Source organism: Agrobacterium sp. GW821-FHT14E08 (assembly GCF_058803865.1).
Genome location: NZ_JBXAPJ010000003.1, coordinates 434,551 through 455,133 on the forward strand (window position 1 = coordinate 434,551; position 20,583 = coordinate 455,133).

Here is a 20,583-nt window from a genome sequence, read left to right on the forward strand (position 1 = left end):
ATCTCTTTACGTTGTCAATCAAGAACGATCAAATTAATCAATATCGCGCTGCAACATGAAAATTTATGATCGTTTTTGATTGACATTATGCTTTTGGATGCGCGATATCTGCCATCAAAGGAGGCGGGCCGGTATCGGCTCCGCGAATGCAGACAGATATTGGGAGGAAGACATGACGGGAAAATCCCGCCTTCTCGAAAGCCGTTGGGACGATGCCTATGCCAGAACGCTCGATGAGCCGGGCAAGCTGCTTTATCGCTCCAATCTGCTCGGTGCCGACAAGCGCATCACCAATTATGGCGGCGGAAACACATCTGCAAAGGTGCTTGAGGCCGACCCGCTGACGGGCGAGAAGGTCCGCGTCATGTGGGTGAAGGGCTCCGGCGGCGATGTCGGCACCATCAAGCTCGATGGTTTTGCAACGCTTTATCTCGACAAGCTGGAAGCGCTGAAGGGCATTTACAAGGGCGTTGCGGATGAAGACCGCATGGTCGGCTTCCTGCCGCATTGCACCTTCAACCTCAATCCGCGCGCGGCTTCCATCGATACGCCACTGCACGGTTTCGTGCCCTATGATCATGTCGACCATATGCATCCGGACGCGATCATCGCCATCGCCGCCTCGAAGAATTCGAAAGAATTGACGCAGCAGATATTCGGTGACGATATCGGCTGGCTGCCCTGGCGTCGCCCCGGTTTCCAGCTCGGTCTCGATCTCGAAGCTTTCGTCAAGGCCAACCCGAAGGCCAAGGGCGTCGTGCTGGAAAGTCACGGCCTCTTCACCTGGGATAATGACGCCAAGACGTGTTACGAACTGACGCTCGCCATCATCAACAAGGCGATCGAATGGTTTGCAGCCAAGACCGAAGGCAAGACGATTTTTGGCGGCGCGGTGGCGAAGAGCCTGCCGCTTGCCGAACGCCGCGCCATTGCCGCCCGGTTGATGCCGGAAATCCGTGGCCGCATCGGCCGCGAGGAGCGCAAGCTTGGCCATTTCGACGATCAGGACGCGGTTCTCGAATTCGTCAACTCGAATGACCTGAAGCCGCTCGGCGCGCTCGGCACATCCTGCCCGGATCACTTCCTGCGGACGAAAATCCGCCCGCTGATCCTCGATCTCGATACGGCGAAGCCGGATGTGGACGCTCTGACGGCAAGTCTCGACAAGGCGCTGGAGGCTTACCGCGCCGATTATACCCGCTACTATGAAGCCTGCCGCCACGATAATTCGCCTGATATACGCGACCCTAACCCGGTGATTTTCCTGATCCCCGGCGTCGGCATGTTGTCCTTCGCGAAGGACAAGGCCACCGCCCGCATTGCCGGTGAGTTTTACGTCAACGCCATCAACGTCATGCGTGGTGCGTCCACCGTCTCCGAATATCAGGGCCTTCCCGAGCAGGAAGCCTTCGATATCGAATATTGGCTGCTGGAAGAGGCAAAGCTTCAGCGCATGCCGAAGCCGAAGAGCCTTGCCGGCCGGGTGGCTTTCGTCACCGGCGGTGCTGGCGGTATCGGCCGGGCGACGGCGGAACGGCTGGCGGGCGAGGGCGCCTGCGTGGTTCTGGCGGATATTGACGAAGCGGCGCTGGAAGCCGCCAAGGGCGATTTCGTCAACCGTTACAGCACTGACGCGGTGCGTACCGTCAAGCTGGATGTCACGAAAGAGGATGCCGTCATTGCGGCCTTCGCGGAAGCAAGCGTGGAATTCGGCGGCGTGGATATCCTCGTTTCCAATGCCGGTATCGCTTCCTCCGCTCCGGTGGAAGACACGACGCTTGCCATGTGGAACAAGAATATCGACATTCTCGCCACCGGCTATTTCCTCGTTTCGCGGGAAGCTTTCCGGCTGCTGCGGCGCCAGAATCTCGGCGGCAACGTGGTGTTCGTCGCCTCGAAAAATGGTCTCGCTTCCTCGCCCAATGCGTCCGCCTATTGCACGGCCAAGGCCGCGGAAATTCATCTGGCCCGTTGCCTCGCGCTCGAAGGGGCGGAAGCGGGCATTCGCGTCAACACCGTCAATCCCGATGCCGTGCTGCGCGGTTCGAAAATCTGGACTGGTGAATGGCGCGAACAGCGGGCGGCCTCATCCAAAATCGAAGTGACCGATCTGGAGGAACATTACCGCAAGCGCTCCATGCTGAAGCTCAATGTCTTCCCGGAAGATATCGCCGAAGCGATCTACTTCCTGGCGTCCGACGCCTCCGCCAAGTCGACCGGCAACATCATCAATGTCGATGCCGGTAATGCGCAGAGTTTTACGCGGTAGGGTGTCGGTGGATACCGACATATAAAAAGACACGATGCTTTGAGAAGTGGCGAAAGCCCCACCTCCGTCATTCCGGCTCAAGGCCGGAATGACGGAGGTGGTGGTGTCGCGGGCCGAAGCACCTGTTGTGTTCATTACCCGGGAGGAAAAGATGACCGAGACGAAAATCGCCGCCGATGTGATCGCGGCCGAAAACGACAAACGCGCCGCGGCGCTGAAGGACGATTATCAGGCGCTGGGCAACCAGCTTGCGCGGCGCAATATCGATATCGAGGCCGTCACGGCCAAGGTCGCGGAATTTTTCGTCGCAGTACCATCCTGGGGTGTTGGCACCGGCGGCACCCGCTTTGCCCGTTTTCCCGGCACGGGCGAGCCGCGCGGCATTTTCGACAAGCTGGATGATTGCGCCGTCATCAACCAGCTGACACGGGCGACGCCCAATGTTTCCCTGCATATTCCGTGGGACAAGGAGGAGCCGAAGCAATTGAAGGCCCATGCCGATGCGCTGGGTCTCGGCTTCGACGCCATGAATTCCAACACGTTTTCGGATGCGCCCGGCCAGAGCCATTCCTACAAATACGGTTCGCTCAGCCACACGGACGCCGCCACGCGCCGACAGGCGGTCGAGCACAACATAGAGTGCATTGAGATCGGCAATGCCATCGGCTCGAAGGCGCTGACGGTGTGGGTGGGCGATGGTTCGAACTTCCCCGGCCAGAGCAATTTCACCAGAAGTTTCGAGCGTTATCTTGCCGCCATGGCCGATATCTACAAGGCGCTGCCGGATGACTGGCGCATTTTTTCCGAACACAAGATGTACGAGCCGGCCTTCTATTCGACCGTCGTGCAGGACTGGGGCACCAATTACCTCATCGCCAATACGCTCGGCGAAAAGGCCTTCTGCCTCGTCGATCTCGGCCACCATGCGCCGAACACCAATATCGAGATGATCGTCGCCCGGCTCATCCAGTTCGGCAAGCTCGGCGGTTTCCACTTCAATGACAGCAAATATGGCGATGACGATCTGGATGCCGGTTCAATCGAGCCATACCGCCTGTTCCTCGTTTTCAACGAGCTGGTGGATGCCGAATATCGCGGCGTGAAGGGTTTCCATCCCGCCCATATGATCGACCAGTCGCACAATGTGACGGACCCGATCGAAAGCCTGATCTCCAGCGCCAACGAAATCCGCCGCGCCTATGCGCAGGCGCTGCTGGTGGATCGCGCGGCCCTCGACGGCTTTCAGCAGGACAATGATGCGCTGATGGCTTCCGATATGCTGAAGCGGGCCTATCGCACCGATGTCGAACCGATTCTTGCCCAGGCGCGGCAATTGGCGGGCGGCGCGATCGATCCGGTCGCGACTTATCGTGCGAGCGGCTATCGCAAGCGTGTCGCGGCGGACCGGCCGGCTTCGATCGGCGGCAGCGGCGGTATTGTGTAAGGGCGTTGTTTTTTGGGGACGTCCCCCACACCCGTCACCCCGGACTTGATCCGGGGTCCAGTGCGATCAAGTCCTTGATCGCGCAAGAGTCTTTCACGGCGCAGTCGCGCCGTGTCTGGATGCCGGATCGAGTCCGGCATGGCGGAAATAGTGTCACTTCCCCGAAGGCGATTGCCGGCGTACCTGAAACGTATGCTCCGGCCCGGGAAACGCCCCCGAGCGAACCTCATCGGCATAGGCCGCCGCTGCTTCCGAGACCACCGGGCCAAGATCGGCGAAACGCTTGACGAATTTCGGTTTGAAATCGGTGAAAAGGCCGAGCATGTCGTCGGAAACGAGCACCTGCCCATCGCAGGCCGGCGATGCGCCGATGCCAACCGTGGGTGCGGCGAGTTTTTCGGTCAGTTCGCGGGCGAGCGGCTCGACGGTGCCTTCCACGACGATGGCGAAGGCGCCGGCCTGATCGACCGCAATCGCGTCACGCCAGATTTTTTGCGTTTCCGCATCCGAATGTCCGAGCGAGCGGAAGCCGCCGGCGGTGTGCACCAGCTGCGGCATGAGCCCGACATGGCCGAACACCGGAATGCCGCGTGCCACCAGAAAGGCGATGGTTTCGGCCATTTCCTCGCCGCCTTCCAGCTTCACGCCGTCGCAGCCGGTTTCCTGCATCAGCCGCACGGCATTGCGGAACGCCTGTTCCTTGGATTCCTGATAGGTGCCGAAGGGAAGATCGACGATGACGCAGGCATGTTCGACGCCACGCATGACGGCGCGGCCGTGGGCGATCATCATATCCAGCGTGACGCCGACCGTCGTGTCCATGCCGTAAAGCACCATGCCGAGGGAATCGCCGACCAGGAGCAGATCGCAATGCGGATCGAGCAGACGGGCAATCGGCGTGGTATAGGCGGTGAGGCAGACGATGCGCGCCTCGCCCTTCATCTGCCGGATGGAGGCCGTCGTCAGCCGCTTGTGTTTTCCATGGGCGCTCATTCGGCCGCCTCCCGTTGATTGATCCTGTCGCGCCCGATGACGCGGTTGTCGAGGAGCCTCGTGCTGCCAAGCCTGACGAACAGCGCCACCAGCACCGTTCCCGCCTGCAATGAAGCAACGGGGGCGAGCGTATCGGGATCGCGCACCGCAACGACTTCCGGTGAGGCCAGCGGCTCGGCGGCGATGAATTTTTCTATGGCCGCCTCGAATGCGGCGGGGTCGTCGAAGCCTTCACCATAAAGCCGTTCCGCCTCATCGAGTGCCTGCGGCACGATCACCGCGGCGGCGCGTTCCGCGTGGCTCAGATAGACGTTACGCGAGGAGCAGGCCAGCCCATCCGGCTCACGCACGGTGGCGACGGGAACGACCCTGACCGGCTGGGCAAGATCCTCGACCATGCGGCGGATCAGCGTTACCTGCTGATAATCCTTCTCGCCGAAATAGGCGGCGTCCGGCTGGACGAGATTAAAAAGCTTGGTCACGACCGTCGTAACACCGGCGAAATGCCCCGGACGCACCGCGCCTTCGAGCTCGCGGCCCAGTTCCGGCACATCCACGACGGTCTGCATGGGGCGCGGATACATTTCCGTCACCTCCGGCGCGAAAAGAATGTCGACACCTGCCTCTTCCAGAAGCGCGCTGTCGCGGGCGAGATCGCGGGGGTAACGGGCAAGATCTTCATTGGCCCCGAACTGCAGCGGATTGACGAAGATCGACACCACTGTCACGTCGTTTTCAGCCTTCGCTTTGGCAACGAGCGTCAAATGGCCGATATGGAGAAAGCCCATGGTCGGCACGAAGCCGACAGTCTTTCCATCGCGGCGAAATGTGGCGGTCAGGCCGCGCAATTCGGCGACGTTTTTTACAAGGCGCATGGGCTCTCCTCCGGCTCCCCGATCGCCGTCCGGCGAAAGGTGCTGGATAGAACTCGATTTGCCGAACGGGGTCAACGCGGCTTTGAGCATTATATCGATTAACACCTTGAGGGGCGGTTCAAGGCCCAGCAACCCAGATTGGCGGGCGCTTTTCAGCGAAGGCGTTCCTTCCTTCGCGCGCCTCTTCACCGGTACTGATTGTGGCGATGACGCTTTCGGCAAAAGCGAGCCGGTCACCGCTCGGCATGTCGCGCATCGCCAGTAATGCCGCCTTTCCAGCTGCGATTGCACCCGGCGCGTTTTGCCGCAAGCGGGCAAGAACCTCCTCTATCACGGCATCGAGTGCAGCGGATGGCGCAGTGCGGTTGACAAGGCCCATGCGCTCGGCTTCCGCGGCGATGAACGGTTGGCCGAGATAGGCCATTTCGTGAAGCCTTCCCGGCGGTATTCTGGTGAGAAGTTTCGCCGCCACCATAGCCGGGAAAAGCCCGACGCGCACTTCCGGTAGGCCGAACTCGGCATGATCGGCGGCATAGGCAAGGTCGCAGGCCGCGATGAGCCCGAGCCCACCGGCCAGAACCCGACCATTGATGCGGGCAATCACGATCTTGTCGCAGATTTCGATGGCTCGTATCACATCGGCGATGGGGTTCGTTCCGTCTCTGGAGAGGAACATGCCGCCCGCACTTTCCTTCAGGTCAGCACCGGAGCAGAAGCTGCGGTCTCCCGCAGCCGTTATCACCACGGCGCGAAGGTTGCCATCGCCGGAGGCCGCGCGGAGCGCATCCGTCAAGGCGTCGGTCATTGCGGCGTTCATGGCGTTGTGGACGTCCGGCCGGTTGAGCGTCAGCCACAGAACGTCCTTGCGCTTTTCGCTCAACAATTCATCCGCCATGGGTATCACCTTCCATATTTGCAGCAAGCAGCGCTTTGCCGGCCCGGGCTGCATTCGCCCTGCCGAGATGCCGGCTGATCCAGTCTCCGGTTTTCGCCACTGCCATCAGGTCGATACCAGTTTTAATGCCAAGCCCGTGCAGCAGGTAAACGACATCTTCGGTGGCGACATTGCCGCTGGCCCCCGGTGCGAAGGGGCAGCCGCCCAGCCCGGCCACCGAACTGTCGAAGACGGAGATACCTTCATCCAGCGAGGCCAGAACATTGGCGACGCCCTGCCCATAGGTGTCGTGGAAATGCATGGCGAGTTTTTCACGCGGGATGCGGGCAGACACCCGCTTGATGAGATTGCGAATCTGGTCCGCCGTGCCGACGCCGATCGTATCGCCGAGCGAAATTTCGTAACAGCCGAGTGCGATGAGCGCATCGGCCATCGCCGCCACCTCATTGGGTGCAACCGTACCGTCATAGGGGCAGCCGGCTATGCAGGAGACGTAACCGCGCATAAGGATGTTCCGGCCGGCTGCGGCTGATGCGACATCGCGCAGGCGCTCGAGGCTTTCGGCGCGCGAGCAGCCGATATTGTGCTGGCTGAACCCTTCGGATGCGGAGACGAAAACGGCGATTTCCGTCGCGCCGGCTTCAAGGGCGGCCTCGAAACCTTTCATATTGGGAACGAGCGCCGGATAGTCGGTGCCGGGTCGCCGTTCGAGGCCTTGAAACACCTCTTTCGAACCCGCCATTTGCGGCACTTTTTTGGGTGAGACGAAAGCGCCCGCTTCCACCGCCGTCAATCCGGCTGCGGCCAGCCGTTCGATCAACTCGATCTTGATGGCGGCTGGAACCTCGGCGCTTTCGTTCTGCAAGCCGTCACGTGCCCCCACTTCGACGATTTTTACCCTTCGGGGCCAGCTCATCTCAACCGGCCTCCGGCTCGAAATCCACCAGCACCGCACCGGCCGCGACCATATCGCCCTCGTTGCAATTGATGGCCGTGACGGTGCCTTTTGCCGGCGCACGGATCGTGTGTTCCATTTTCATCGCCTCCATCACCACAAGCGCTTCGCCGGCTTCCACCGCAGCACCGCTGCTGCTCAGCAGGGCGCGAATGACGCCGGGCATGGGTGCTTCGAGACCGCCGGTATGGGTAGTGGACTCCGCACTATCGACGGGATCCGGCTGGCTGATGCGATAATGCTCGCCATCCAGAAAAAGCGCGTACCGGCCATCCTCCGCAAAGAAACGGCCCTGCCTTTTCCTGCCTTCCACGGTCGCACGGAATTTACCGTCCTCCGAGAGGCCGCCATGGGCGCTGATCGCCCGTCCGTCGATCTCCAGCGAAAAACCATCCGCCTCATGCGTGACGCCGACGCCAAGCGGCTGGTTGTCAAACACGAAATACAGCGTTTCCCTTGCCGGCGCGTTGAGGCGGAAGGCGGCCGTTATGTTCCACGGGCTATGGGGATCGGCCTGCGAACCCGGCTTTCCGTTTTTCTGCCGCGCAAGCAGCAGTCCAAGCGCGGCCATGGCTACCTCGTTCCCCTCCGTTGCTGCCGGAGCAAACAGCGCCGCTTCGTTACGGGCGATGAAACCGGTGTCGAGATCGGCGTTCGCAAAGGCCGCCAATCCCGCAAGCCGCGTCAGAAAGGCGGCATTGCTGGTGACGCCGAAGATCGCCAGTTTTTCGAGCGCCAACCGCAGACGCCGCACGACCGACGGGCGATCATGGTCCCAGACGATCAGCTTGGCGATCATCGGGTCGTAATGCACGGTAATGGTGTCGCCGGCGCGGATACCGCTATCTATCCTGAGATGCGGCCCTTCATCGGGAAAGATGAGATGGCTGACAGTACCGATCGACGGCAGAAAATCATGCGCCGGGTCTTCGGCGTAAATCCGCGCCTCGATGGCGTGGCCGTTTATGCTGAGACCGGCCCAGTCTTCCGGCAGGGCCTCTCCATTGGCGACGCGGATCTGCCATTCGACCAGATCGAGACCGGTAATATATTCCGTCACCGGATGTTCGACCTGAAGCCTCGTATTCATTTCCATGAAATAGAAGTCGCCGGAAGGGTCGAGCAGAAATTCCACGGTTCCCGCGCCGCGATAATCGATGGCGCGGGCGGCGGCGATCGCCGCTTCATACATGCGCTGCCGAAGTGCATCGGGCAGGCCGGGGGCAGGGGCTTCCTCTATGACCTTCTGGTGCCGGCGCTGGATCGAGCAGTCGCGCTCGAAAAGCGAAACACAATGGCCCTGGCCATCGGCAAAAACCTGCACTTCCACATGGCGTGGCCGCTCCAGATATTTTTCGATCAGGATGCGGTCGTCGCCGAAAGCGGCAAGCGCTTCCCGCTTGGCGCCGGCAAGTTCGGCTGCAAATTCGCGTTTCTTGCGGACGATGCGCATGCCTTTGCCGCCACCGCCGGCCGAGGCCTTGATCAGCACCGGATAACCGATGCCGCGGGCCTCCTCGGCAAGCCGCGCATCGGCCTGATCCTCACCATGATAGCCCGGAACAACGGGGACGCCCGCCTTCGCCATCAGTGCCTTCGCCTCGCTTTTTCCGCCCATGGCGCGGATGGCATCGGGCGTTGGGCCGATGAAAACGAGACCGGCAGCGGCGCAGTCTTCCGCAAAACCGGCATTCTCGGAGAGAAAGCCGTAACCTGGATGAATGGCCTCCGCGTTGCTTGTGCGCGCCGCGGCAATGATTTTTCCCGCATCGAGATAGGACGAACGCGCAGGCGCGGGGCCGATGCCGATGGCCTCATCTGCCAGCGCCACATGCATGGCGTCGCGGTCGGCATCGGAATAGACCGCAACGGTGCGGATGCCCATCTTACGGGCGGTGCGGATGATGCGGCAGGCGATTTCGCCCCTGTTGGCGATCAGTATTTTCGAGAACATTGTCGCCTCACATCCTGAATATGCCGAAACGGGTAGGTTCAATCGGCGCGTTCAGCGCGGCCGACAGGCCAAGACCTAGTACAAGGCGGGTGTCCTTCGGGTCTATGATGCCATCGTCCCAAAGTCGGGCGCTGGCATAATAGGGATGTCCCTCCCGCTCGTATTTTTCCCGGATCGGCTGTTTGAACGCCTCTTCGCCTTCCTTCGACCAGTGGCGGCCATCGGCCTCGATGCCGTCTCGGCGGATTTGCGCCAGAACGGAAGCCGCCTGTTCTCCGCCCATCACGGAAATGCGGGCATTCGGCCACATCCACAGGAAGCGTGGTGAATAGGCCCGGCCGCACATGCCGTAATTGCCGGCCCCGAAGGAGCCGCCGATGATGACGGTGAATTTCGGCACTTTGGCTGAAGCGACCGCAGTCACGAGCTTTGCGCCATCCTTGGCGATACCACCAGCCTCATAGGCCTTGCCGACCATGAAGCCGGTGATGTTTTGCAGGAAAACGAGGGGAATACCGCGCTGGCAGCAGAGTTCGATGAAATGTGCGCCTTTGAGCGCTGATTCCGAGAAAAGAATGCCGTTATTGGCGACGATACCAACGGGATAGCCATGGATATGGGCGAAACCGCAGACCAGGGTGGTGCCGTAAAGCGCCTTGAATTCATCGAATTCGGAACCGTCCACCAGACGCGCGATGATCTCGCGCACCTCGAAGGGTTTTCTCGTATCGGCGGGAACGATGCCATAGAGCTCTTCGGCTGGATAAAGCGGCTCCGTCGGCTCGCGAATATCCATCTCCACCTGTTTACGGCGGTTGAGGGTGGAAACGATCCGCCGGGTCAGCGCCAGCGCGTGGCGGTCATTATTGGCGTAATGATCGGTAACGCCGGATTGGCGGGAGTGCACATCGGCGCCGCCAAGTTCTTCCGCGCTCACCACTTCGCCGGTCGCGGCCTTCACCAGCGGCGGGCCGCCGAGGAAGATCGTGCCCTGATTTTTGACGATCACGGACTGGTCACTCATGGCAGGTACATAGGCCCCGCCCGCCGTGCAACTGCCCATCACCACGGCAATCTGGGCGATGCCTTCCGCCGACATATTCGCCTGATTGTAGAAGATGCGGCCGAAATGATCGCGGTCGGGAAACACCTCGTCCTGATTGGGCAGGTTCGCGCCGCCGGAATCCACCAGATAGATGCAGGGCAGCCGGTTCTCCGTGGCGATCTCCTGAGCGCGCAGATGTTTCTTCACCGTCAGCGGATAATAGGTGCCGCCTTTCACTGTCGCATCATTGGCGACGATGACGCATTCGCGGCCAGAGACCCGGCCGATGCCGGTGACGATGCCGGCGGCGGGAACGGGTTCGTCATAGACCTCGTAAGCCGCGAATTGCGAGAATTCCAGGAATGGACTGCCGGGGTCGAGAAGGGCTTCGATCCGGTCGCGCGCCAGCAATTTGCCGCGGGAAAGATGCCGTTCGCGGGCCTTGTCGCCGCCGCCTCTGGAGATTTTCTCGACGTGCTGCCGCAGGTCCTCCACCAGACCCGACATGAAATCGACATTGGCGGCAAAGGTTGGATCGCGGTTCAGACTGGATGTAAGCTTCATCGCGTGTCCTCACCCGTTGCCCTTGACCAGTTCGCGGCCGATCAGCATCCGGCGGATTTCGCTGGTGCCCGCGCCGATTTCATAGAGCTTGGCGTCGCGCAGCAGCCGTCCGGCCGGGCTTTCATTGACATAACCGGAACCGCCGAGAAGCTGGATTGCATCCAGCGCCACCTGTGTCGCCCGTTCGGCGGCGAAGAGAATCGCGCCTGCTGCATCTTGCCTCGTGATGCGGCCATTGTCGCAAGCGCGGGCAACGGCATAGACATAGGCGCGCGATGCATTCATGGCCGAATAGATATCGGCAAGTTTGCCCTGCACCAGCTGGAACTCGCCGATCGGCTTGCCGAACTGCTTGCGCTCGCGGGCATAGGGCAGCACCAGATCGATAGCCGCCTGCATGATGCCGACCGGGCCGGCGGCCAGCACGGCGCGCTCGTAATCCAGTCCGCTCATCAGCACCGTCACGCCGTCATTCAAGCGGCCGAGAATGTTCTCTTCCGGCACCTCGCAATCCGTAAATACCAGTTCCGAGGTGGGGGAGCCGCGCATGCCGAGCTTGTCGAGTTTCTGGGCCGGGCGAAACCCCTTGAAGCCCTTTTCGATCAGGAAGGCGGTAATGCCGCGCGGGCCGGCGGACATATCCGTCTTGGCATAGACCACCAGCGTATCGGCCTCATGGCCATTGGTGATCCACATCTTCGCGCCGTTCAGCATATAGCGGTTGCCTCTGCGCTCCGCCTTCAGCCGCATCGACACGACATCCGAACCGGCCTCCGTCTCGCTCATGGCGAGCGAACCGACATGTTCGCCGGAGACGAGTTTCGGCAGATATCTGTGCTTCTGCTCTTGCGTTCCCCAGCGGTGAATCTGGTTGATGCAGAGGTTGGAATGGGCGCCATAGGAGAGGCCGATGGAAGCGGAAGCCCGGCTTATCTCTTCCATCGCCACGCAATGGGCGAGATAGCCCATGTCGGCACCGCCGAATTCTTCCGAAACCGTGATGCCGTGCAGACCGAGCTCACCCATTTCCGGCCAGAGCTTGCGTGGAAAACGGTCGTCGCGGTCGATCTCTGCCGCCAAAGGGGCGATTTTATCGTCTGCGAATGCGCTTGCGCTGTCGCGCAATGCTGCGATTTCCGGGCCGAGATCGGCATCGAAAATGGCGGCGAGGTTCAAACTCATCGCGTCTCCTCCTCCGGACGGCTTTTGCCGCCGTCCCTTTTGTCAGTAGCCGGCACCTCCTCCGCGCCGGCAACCCTTGATTTACGGCGTGTCACCCCCGGTGAAGGCGGCGGAACGGCGCACGAATGTCTTGATGGCGAAATTGGACTGGATGCGCGACACGCCGGGAACCGTGGTCAGGAAATCCAGAAGTTCCTGATAATGCGGCAGATCCCGCACCATGGCGTGGATCAGATAATCCGAACTGCCGCTGGTCTGATAACCGCCCACCACTTCCGGAATGGAGGCGACATGGTGTTCGAAGGTCGTCAGCGCTTCCTTGATCTGCCGTTCCAGCGTGACGGAGATGAAGACACCCATATTGCCGAGCAGCCGGTTCTCATCGAACACGGCGGTATAACCACGAATGATGCCTTCCTCTTCCAGCTTGCGCACGCGCCGCAGCGTTGGCGTGAAGGAAAGGCCTATCCGCGCTGCCAGGTCACGCCAGCTCACCCGCCCGTCATCGCCGAGCACATGCAGAATCTTCCGGTCGAAACTGTCGAGCTCAATCATGGATCATTTGCTCTATGATATGACTAATTGTTGGATCAAAGATATCGTCAATCAAAAAACTGTCAATCAAAATAGCTTTGAAATGAATTCGAGATAGTGATAGCGTTCACGTCAGTCGAGGTCTGGAGGAGATCACGATGACGGTCGTTTTCTCAAAGCGGGAGAATGGCCAAGGGAGGTGAATTTGGCTGTGCATGACCCTGTCGTGATCGTCGGGGCCGCCCGTACTGCTATGGGTGGGTTCCAGGGCGAATTCAAATCGGTGGCCGCGCCCGACTTGGGGGCCGCGGCGATCCGCGCGGCCGTCGAACGGGCTGCGGTTCCACCCACTGATATTGACGATGTGCTGATGGGCTGTGTGCTTACGGCCGGACAGGGGCAGGCTCCGGCCAGACAGGCGGCCATTGCCGCCGGAATCCCCAACTCGGTTGGCGCGACGACCATCAACAAGATGTGCGGCTCGGGCATGAAAGCGATCATGCTGGGCCATGACCAGATTGCGGCGGGAAGCTCTTCCATCGTGCTTGCAGGCGGCATGGAAAGCATGAGCAATGCGCCCTATCTGCTGGATCGCGCCCGCAACGGCTATCGTCTAGGCCACGGCAAACTCACCGACCACATGTTTCTGGATGGCCTCGAGGATGCCTATGACAAGGGCCGGCTGATGGGCACTTTCGCGGAAGATTGTGCTGAAGCCTACCAATTCACCCGTGCCATGCAGGATGACTATGCGCTGAGCTCGCTGGAGCGCGCTCGTCGCGCCATCGCCGAGGGGGCTTTCGAAGCGGAAATAGCGCCTGTCGGCGATGTCGCCGTGGACGAGCAGCCGGGCAAGGCGAAGCCGGAAAAAATCCCGCAGCTGAAACCCGCCTTCCGCGATGGCGGAACGGTGACGGCGGCCAATTCCAGTTCGATTTCCGATGGTGCGGCCGCTCTTGTTCTCATGCGTCGCTCCGAAGCGGAAAGGCGGGGCCTTTCACCGCTGGCGACCATTATTGGTCAGGCCTCCCATGCGGATGCGCCCGCCGGATATCCAACGGCTCCCATCGGCGCGATGAAAAAGCTGTTCGATAGAACCGGCTGGACGGCGCGGGATGTCAATCTGTTTGAAATCAACGAGGCCTTTGCCGTGGTGGCGATGGCGGCGATGCGCGATCTCGATTTGCCGCATGACAAGGTGAATGTGCATGGCGGCGCCTGCGCGCTCGGCCATCCGATTGGCGCTTCCGGCGCGAGGATCGTCGTCACCTTGCTGGCCGCTTTGCAGCGCCATGGTTTGAAACGCGGCGTTGCTGCCGTGTGCATCGGCGGCGGTGAAGCAACCGCGCTCGGCATAGAGCGACATTAAGGGAGGCGGCGATGATCCTGAATGACGCCCAGCAGCAGATCAGGGACATGGCCCGCGATTTCGCCCGCGAGCGGCTTGCCCTTGGTGCCAGCGCGCGCGACCGGGAAAGCCGGTTCCCGAAAGACGAGCTGAAGGAGATGGGCGCGCTCGGTTTCCTAGGCATGCTGGTCTCAGAAGACTATGGCGGGTCGGAAACCGGCGCCGTCGCCTATGCCCTTGCGTTGGAGGAAATCGCTGCCGGTGACGGGGCCTGTTCCACCATCATGAGCGTTCACAATTCGGTCGGCTGCGTGCCAATCCTGAAATTCGGGACCGAAGACCAGAAACAGCGCTTCCTGCCGAAATTGTCTTCCGGCGAGTGGATTGGCGGCTTTGCCTTGACCGAACCGCAGGCCGGGTCTGACGCCTCTAATCTGAAAACACGCGCCCGGCGCGACGGCGACCGATACATTCTGGATGGTGCGAAACAGTTCATCACATCAGGCAAAAATGGCGATGTCGTCATCGTTTTTGCCGTCACCGATGCGGCGGCGGGCAAGAAGGGCATCACGGCCTTCATCGTGCCGACCGATACGCCGGGTTACGAGGTGATCAGAGTCGAGGAAAAACTCGGGCTGCACTCTTCGGATACCTGCCAGATTGCCTTTACCGACATGGCGGTCCCGGCGCAATTGCGGCTGGGCGACGAGGGGCAGGGTTATCGCATCGCGCTCGCCAATCTGGAAGGCGGACGCATCGGCATTGCCGCGCAGGCCGTCGGCATGGCGCAGGCGGCTTTTGAGGCGGCGCGGGATTATGCCCGCGAGCGCAAGGCCTTCGGACAGGCAATCATCGAGCATCAGGCGGTGGCGTTTCGTCTCGCGGACATGGCGACGCGCATTGAGGCGGCGCGGCAGCTGGTGCTGCATGCGGCGGCGCTGAAGGAAGCGGGTGAACCCTGTCTTTCGGAGGCCTCGATGGCGAAGCTCTTCGCCTCCGAAATGGCCGAGCGGGTCTGCTCGGACGCCATCCAGATTCACGGCGGTTACGGTTACATGGCGGATTATCCGGTGGAGCGGATCTATCGCGATGTGCGCATCTGCCAGATTTACGAGGGAACCAGCGATGTCCAGCGCATGGTCATCGCGCGAAACCTCTGAAAATTGTTTCGTCGTCTGGAGGAGATGGCGATGGGAGGAGTAGAATGGATATTACCGAAACCACGCATCTCAGCCTGCATGTGCCGGAGCCCGCGGTGCGGCCCGGCGACCAGCCGGATTTCTCCAATGTGAAAATACCCAAGGCCGGCTCCGTGCCGCGCCCGGAGGTGGATGCAGCGCCGGAAAGCATGCGCGATCTCGCCTATTCCATCATTCGCGTCCTCAACCACCAGGGCGAGGCCGTCGGGCCATGGGCAGGGCTGCTCTCGGACGAGGAATTGCTGGTGGGCCTTAGAAACATGATGCGGCTTCGCGCTTTCGATGCCCGTATGCTGATGGCGCAACGGCAGGGCAAAACTTCCTTTTACATGCAGCATCTGGGCGAGGAGGCGGTCAGCTGCGCCTTCCGCAAGGCGCTTTCCAAAGGCGACATGAATTTCCCGACTTACCGGCAGGCGGGTCTCCTGATCGCCGACGACTATCCGCTCGTCACCATGATGAACCAGATCTATTCCAACGAGCTGGACCCGCTGCATGGGCGGCAAATGCCGGTTCTCCACTCCTCGAAGGAGCATGGTTTCTTCACCGTGTCCGGCAATCTTGCCACGCAATATGTGCAGGCGGTTGGCTGGGCGATGGCCTCGGCCATCAAGGGCGATACGAAAATCGCAGCCGCGTGGATCGGCGACGGCTCGACGGCGGAATCGGATTTTCATTCCGCGCTGGTCTTTGCCTCCACCTACAAGGCGCCGGTGATCCTCAACATCGTCAACAACCAATGGGCCATTTCCACTTTTCAGGGCATTGCGCGCGGCGGTTCCGGCACCTTTGCAGCGCGGGGGCTGGGTTTCGGTATTCCGGCGCTCCGGGTCGACGGCAATGATTATCTCGCCGTCTATGCCGTGGCGCGATGGGCGGTGGAGCGCGCGCGCCGCAATCTCGGCCCGACGCTGATTGAATATGTGACCTATCGTGTCGGCGCACATTCCACCTCCGACGATCCGAGCGCCTATCGTCCCAAGACTGAATCCGAGGCCTGGCCGCTGGGCGACCCGGTTCTCAGGCTGAAGAAACATCTCATTCTGCGCGGTTTCTGGTCGGAGGAGCGGCACCGGCAGGCGGAAGCGGAAATCGCCGATGAGGTGATCGAGGCGCAGCGCGAGGCGGAAAGCCACGGCACGCTGCATGCGGGCGGCAAGCCGCCGACCAAGGATATTTTCGAGGGCGTATATGCCGAGATGCCGCCGCATCTCGTCCGTCAACGCCAGAAAGCCGGGTACTGACATGACCAGAATGACGATGATCGAAGCCGTCCGCAGCGCCATGGATGTATCCATGGAGCGCAACGACGATGTGGTGGTGTTCGGTGAGGACGTGGGTTATTTCGGTGGGGTCTTCCGCGCCACGCAGGGGCTGCAGGGAAAATACGGCAAGACCCGCTGTTTCGACGCGCCCATCAGTGAATCCGGCATTGTCGGCACCGCCATCGGCATGGCCGCTTATGGCTTGCGCCCCTGCGTCGAAATCCAGTTCGCCGATTACATGTATCCCGCTTACGACCAGATTACCCAGGAAGCGGCGCGCATTCGCTATCGCTCCAATGGTGATTTTACCTGCCCCATCGTTCTCAGAATGCCCACTGGCGGCGGCATTTTTGGCGGGCAGACCCATAGCCAGAGCCCAGAGGCGCTTTTTACCCATGTCTGCGGGCTGAAGGTTGTGGTCCCCTCCAACCCATATGACGCCAAGGGGCTGTTGATCGCGTCGATTGAAGATCCCGATCCGGTGATGTTTCTGGAGCCAAAGCGGCTTTATAACGGCCCCTTCGACGGCCATCACGACCGGCCCGTCACGCCCTGGTCCAAACACGACATGGGCGAGGTGCCGGAAGGGCACTATACGATTCCTATCGGCAAGGCGGAAATCCGCCGGCCCGGAAATGCTGTCACCGTCATCACCTACGGCACCATGGTGCATGTGGCGCTGGCGGCGGCGGAAGAGACCGGCGTGGATGCCGAGATCATCGATCTTCGCAGCCTGCTGCCACTCGACCTCGACACTATCGTGAAGTCCGTTTCCAAGACCGGCCGCTGCGTCATGGTGCATGAGGCGACGCTCACCTCTGGCTTCGGCGCGGAAGTTGTGTCGCTGGTGCAGGAACATTGCTTTTATCACCTGGAGGCCCCGGTCGTCCGCGTCGCCGGCTGGGACACGCCTTATCCCCATGCGCAGGAATGGGACTATTTTCCGGGTCCTGCCCGCGTCGGGCGCGCCCTCGTCGAAGTCATGGAGGCCTGAAAATGGCGGAATTTGTTCTCACTATGCCCGATGTCGGCGAAGGTGTGGCGGAAGCCGAACTGGTGGAATGGAACATCAAGCCCGGCGATCCCGTGCATGAGGACATGGTGCTGGCCGCGGTGATGACCGACAAGGCGACCGTCGAAATCCCCTCGCCGGTTGCAGGCATCGTCACATGGCTGGCGGCGGAAGTGGGTGATACCGTGGCGGTAAAGGCGCCGCTTGTGCGCATCGAAACCGAAGCGGCTGCCGCCGCTCCGGTCGGCGACGCGCCGGAACCGGAAGCGCCATCCGACATGACGGAAGAGCCGCCAGCGGCTGAAATCCAGCCGGCCCGTGAGATCAATGATGCGCCGCCGTCTCCCGAGGTCGAACACCATAAGCCTCTGGCGTCCCCCGCGGTTCGCCAGCGCGCCGATGATCTCGATATCGATCTCGCACAGGTGCGGGGAACAGGGCCGGAGGGGCATATCACCCATGCCGATCTCGATGCCTATCTCACCACGCGGTCGCAAGCTGAACGGCCTGCGGTGCCGATAGCGCCCCGCGACAGCGCCGTCGAGGAAGTGAAGGTGACGGGGCTGAGGCGCAGGATCGCTGAGAAGATGGCGCTTTCCGTCTCCCGCATTCCCCACATCACCTATGTCGAGGAAATCGACGTGACGGATCTGGAGGATCTGCGCGCCACCATGAATGGCGGCCGCCGGTCCGGACAACCGAAACTGACGATCCTGCCCTTCCTCATGCGTGCGCTTGTCAAAACAGTCGCGGATCATCCCGGCATGAATGCCACCTTCGATGACGAGAAAGGGGTCGTCAGCCATTACGAAGCGGTTCACATCGGCATCGCCACGCAGACGCCATCGGGATTGACGGTGCCGGTGGTTCGCCACACGGAAACGCTTGGCCTTTGGCAATGCGCAGAGGAAGTCTCGCGCGTTGCCGAGGCGGCCCGCGCCGGCACTGCCCAGCGCGACGAGCTGACGGGCTCAACTATCACCATCAGCTCGCTCGGCGCCCTGGGTGGTGTGGTTTCGACGCCGATCATCAATTACCCCGAGGTGGCGATCATCGGTGTCAACAAGATCGTGACGCGGCCAGTCTGGGATGGCAGCCGTTTCGTGCCGCGCAAGATGATGAACCTTTCTTCCAGCTTCGATCACCGGGTTGTCGACGGCTGGGATGCCGCCGTCTTCATCCAGGCCGTCAAGGCGCTGCTGGAAAAGCCGGCTCTGATCTTCATAGAGTAAAGCACCCGACGCGCCCATTCCTGTGACAAGCCCAGGAATGGGCGCCCCCGCATAGCTTTTTAATGGGTCGTTTTCGACATTTACGGAACTGTTTCGGTGTCAGTATAGGCTTGCGTTCGCGATCTTCGGGTATAGAAGAGAAAGAACGAGAAGCCGTGTTTTCTCATCATGATCATAGTGGCGGACGGGGGCGCTCCGGTGCCCAGCGCTTCGCTGTCCGCCGGCAACCGAATGAAGAAGAAGGTCCTTTCATGAGCACTCCCAAACCCGTTGTCCTGACTATTCTCGATGGCTGGGGGCTGAGCGAGGACAAATCCAGCAACGCGCCGGTGCTGGCGAACACGCCCACCATGGACCGGCTTTTTGCCACCTGCCCGAATGCGACGCTCACCACCTTCGGCCCGAATGTGGGCCTGCCCAGCGGCCAGATGGGCAATTCCGAAGTCGGACACACCAATATCGGCGCAGGCCGCATCGTCGCCATGGACCTCGGCCAGATTGACCTAGCGATCGAGGATGGCAGCTTTTTCCAGAATGCCGCGCTTCTCGATTTCGCCGCCAAGGTGAAGGTAGCTGGCGGTGTGGCGCATCTGATGTGTGTTGTTTCGGATGGCGGCGTTCACGGCCACATCGTCCACGGTCAGGCGGCGGTGAAGCTGATGACCGATCTGGGGCTGAAGGTCGTTGTGCACGCCATCACCGATGGCCGCGATGTCGCGCCGCAGTCGGCAGAGGGTTTCGTCACTGCTTTTGCAGCCAGCCTGCCTGAGGGCGCCAGCATCGGCACGGTGATCGGCCGTTATTATGCAATGGATCGTGACAATCGCTGGGAACGCGTTGAAAAAGCCTATGACGCCATGGTTCTCGGCAAGGGCGAGCATGCGCCGGACGCGGTGAGCGCTGTGGCCGCAAGCTACAAAAACAACGTCACCGATGAATTCATCCTGCCGACGGTGATCGGCGACTATCAGGGGTTCAAGGCCGGTGACGGTCTCTTCTGCCTGAATTTCCGCGCCGACCGCGCCCGCGAAATCCTGCTCGCCATCGGCGCAGATGATTTCGACGGGTTCGCGCGCGAAAAGCCCGTGCTTTCGGCCTTGCTTGGCATGGTGGAATATTCCACCCGCCACAGCACCTTCATGACGACGGCTTACCCCAAGCGCGATATCGTCAATACGCTGGGCGCCTGGGTGGCCAAGCAGGGTCTGCGGCAGTTCCGCCTGGCCGAGACGGAAAAATATCCGCATGTCACCTTCTTCCTCAACGGCGGCAAGGAAGAGCCGGAAGTGGGCGAAGACCGCTTCATGCCCAAGTCTCCGAAGGTTGCGACCTATGATCTGCAGCCGGAAATGAGCGCGCCGGAAGTGACGGAGAAATTCGTCGAGGCGATCGGCAAAGGTTACGACCTCATCGTCACCAATTATGCCAATCCGGACATGGTCGGCCATACCGGCGACCTGCAAGCCGCAATCAAGGCATGCGAAGCCGTGGACCGGGGGCTTGCCGCCGTCGTTGAAGCACTGGACAAGGTGGGTGGCGCCATGCTGGTGATTGCCGACCATGGCAATTGCGAAACCATGGTGGATCCGGTGACCGGTGGACCGCACACAGCGCACACAACCAATCCGGTGCCGGTGATCCTGTATGGCGGACCGGAAGGTGCAAAGCTGCATAGCGGTATTCTCGCCGATGTCGCTCCGACGCTGCTGCAACTGATGAACGTGCCGCTGCCAGCGGAAATGACGGGCAAGAGCCTGATCGATCTGTAATAGGGCGCGCCTGCGCGGGAGTTTTCCGCTTCCGCGCAGGCCGTTTCA

The 20,583-nt window shown here is 61.1% G+C and carries 16 protein-coding genes; 8 read left to right on the top strand and 8 right to left on the bottom strand.

Features of this window, described 5'->3' with window-relative positions; all coding sequences use genetic code 11:
* The first annotated feature begins 172 nt into the window (after window positions 1-172).
* Window positions 173-2,269 (top strand): bifunctional rhamnulose-1-phosphate aldolase/short-chain dehydrogenase, encoded by a 2,097-nt coding sequence (locus tag AC1ROR_RS14755; RefSeq protein WP_498589836.1) that lies wholly within the window; start codon window positions 173-175, stop codon window positions 2,267-2,269.
* 151 nt (window positions 2,270-2,420) lie between these two features.
* Complete coding sequence (rhaI, locus tag AC1ROR_RS14760) at window positions 2,421-3,713, top strand: L-rhamnose catabolism isomerase (protein WP_498589837.1); 1,293 nt, start codon at window positions 2,421-2,423, stop codon at window positions 3,711-3,713.
* 153 nt (window positions 3,714-3,866) lie between these two features.
* On the opposite strand, the gene panB is transcribed toward rhaI, so the two are convergent.
* From panB to AC1ROR_RS14800, 8 genes are all read right to left on the bottom strand, one after another.
* Window positions 3,867-4,706, bottom strand: a complete 840-nt coding sequence (panB, locus tag AC1ROR_RS14765) for a 3-methyl-2-oxobutanoate hydroxymethyltransferase (RefSeq protein ID WP_498589838.1) — start codon at window positions 4,704-4,706, stop codon at window positions 3,867-3,869.
* The gene (panC, locus tag AC1ROR_RS14770; protein ID WP_498589839.1) at window positions 4,703-5,581 is read right to left on the bottom strand and encodes a pantoate--beta-alanine ligase; all 879 of its coding nucleotides are present in this window, start codon (window positions 5,579-5,581) and stop codon (window positions 4,703-4,705) included. The genes panB and panC overlap by 4 nt, the downstream gene beginning before the upstream one ends.
* A gap of 118 nt (window positions 5,582-5,699) precedes the next feature.
* Window positions 5,700-6,476: an enoyl-CoA hydratase-related protein gene (locus AC1ROR_RS14775; protein WP_498589840.1), complete on the bottom strand. Its 777-nt coding sequence runs from the start codon at window positions 6,474-6,476 to the stop codon at window positions 5,700-5,702.
* Window positions 6,466-7,392: a hydroxymethylglutaryl-CoA lyase gene (locus AC1ROR_RS14780; RefSeq protein ID WP_498589841.1), complete on the bottom strand. Its 927-nt coding sequence runs from the start codon at window positions 7,390-7,392 to the stop codon at window positions 6,466-6,468. The genes AC1ROR_RS14775 and AC1ROR_RS14780 overlap by 11 nt, the downstream gene beginning before the upstream one ends.
* 1 nt (window position 7,393) lies before the next feature.
* Window positions 7,394-9,385 carry an acetyl/propionyl/methylcrotonyl-CoA carboxylase subunit alpha gene (locus AC1ROR_RS14785; protein ID WP_498589842.1) on the bottom strand — a complete coding sequence of 664 codons (1,992 nt, stop codon included), beginning with the start codon at window positions 9,383-9,385 and terminating at the stop codon, window positions 7,394-7,396.
* A 7-nt stretch (window positions 9,386-9,392) separates the two neighbouring features.
* Complete coding sequence (locus AC1ROR_RS14790) at window positions 9,393-10,994, bottom strand: carboxyl transferase domain-containing protein (protein WP_498589843.1); 1,602 nt, start codon at window positions 10,992-10,994, stop codon at window positions 9,393-9,395.
* Between the two features lie 9 nt (window positions 10,995-11,003).
* Window positions 11,004-12,176, bottom strand: a complete 1,173-nt coding sequence (locus AC1ROR_RS14795; protein WP_498589844.1) for an isovaleryl-CoA dehydrogenase — start codon at window positions 12,174-12,176, stop codon at window positions 11,004-11,006.
* A gap of 81 nt (window positions 12,177-12,257) precedes the next feature.
* Window positions 12,258-12,731, bottom strand: a complete 474-nt coding sequence (locus tag AC1ROR_RS14800) for an Lrp/AsnC family transcriptional regulator (protein ID WP_003524741.1) — start codon at window positions 12,729-12,731, stop codon at window positions 12,258-12,260.
* A gap of 184 nt (window positions 12,732-12,915) precedes the next feature.
* Here AC1ROR_RS14800 and AC1ROR_RS14805 point away from each other — a divergent pair, with 184 nt between their 5' ends.
* The 6 genes from AC1ROR_RS14805 to gpmI all read left to right on the top strand — a co-directional run bounded on the left by AC1ROR_RS14805 (window position 12,916) and on the right by gpmI (window position 20,535).
* Entirely contained in the window at window positions 12,916-14,079 is a 1,164-nt protein-coding gene (locus AC1ROR_RS14805; RefSeq protein ID WP_498589845.1) for an acetyl-CoA C-acyltransferase, read from the top strand.
* A gap of 11 nt (window positions 14,080-14,090) precedes the next feature.
* The gene (locus tag AC1ROR_RS14810; protein WP_498589846.1) at window positions 14,091-15,218 is read left to right on the top strand and encodes an acyl-CoA dehydrogenase family protein; all 1,128 of its coding nucleotides are present in this window, start codon (window positions 14,091-14,093) and stop codon (window positions 15,216-15,218) included.
* 44 nt (window positions 15,219-15,262) lie between these two features.
* Window positions 15,263-16,501, top strand: a complete 1,239-nt coding sequence (locus AC1ROR_RS14815; protein ID WP_035221257.1) for a 3-methyl-2-oxobutanoate dehydrogenase (2-methylpropanoyl-transferring) subunit alpha — start codon at window positions 15,263-15,265, stop codon at window positions 16,499-16,501.
* 1 nt (window position 16,502) lies between these two features.
* Window positions 16,503-17,516, top strand: coding sequence for an alpha-ketoacid dehydrogenase subunit beta (locus AC1ROR_RS14820; protein WP_035221255.1), 1,014 nt, complete (start codon window positions 16,503-16,505; stop codon window positions 17,514-17,516).
* Between the two features lie 2 nt (window positions 17,517-17,518).
* Complete coding sequence (locus AC1ROR_RS14825) at window positions 17,519-18,766, top strand: dihydrolipoamide acetyltransferase family protein (RefSeq protein ID WP_498589847.1); 1,248 nt, start codon at window positions 17,519-17,521, stop codon at window positions 18,764-18,766.
* 251 nt (window positions 18,767-19,017) lie between these two features.
* A complete protein-coding gene (gene gpmI, locus AC1ROR_RS14830) occupies window positions 19,018-20,535 on the top strand; it encodes a 2,3-bisphosphoglycerate-independent phosphoglycerate mutase (RefSeq protein ID WP_498589848.1) in 1,518 nt (505 codons plus the stop codon).
* The last annotated feature ends 48 nt before the right edge of the window (window positions 20,536-20,583 follow it).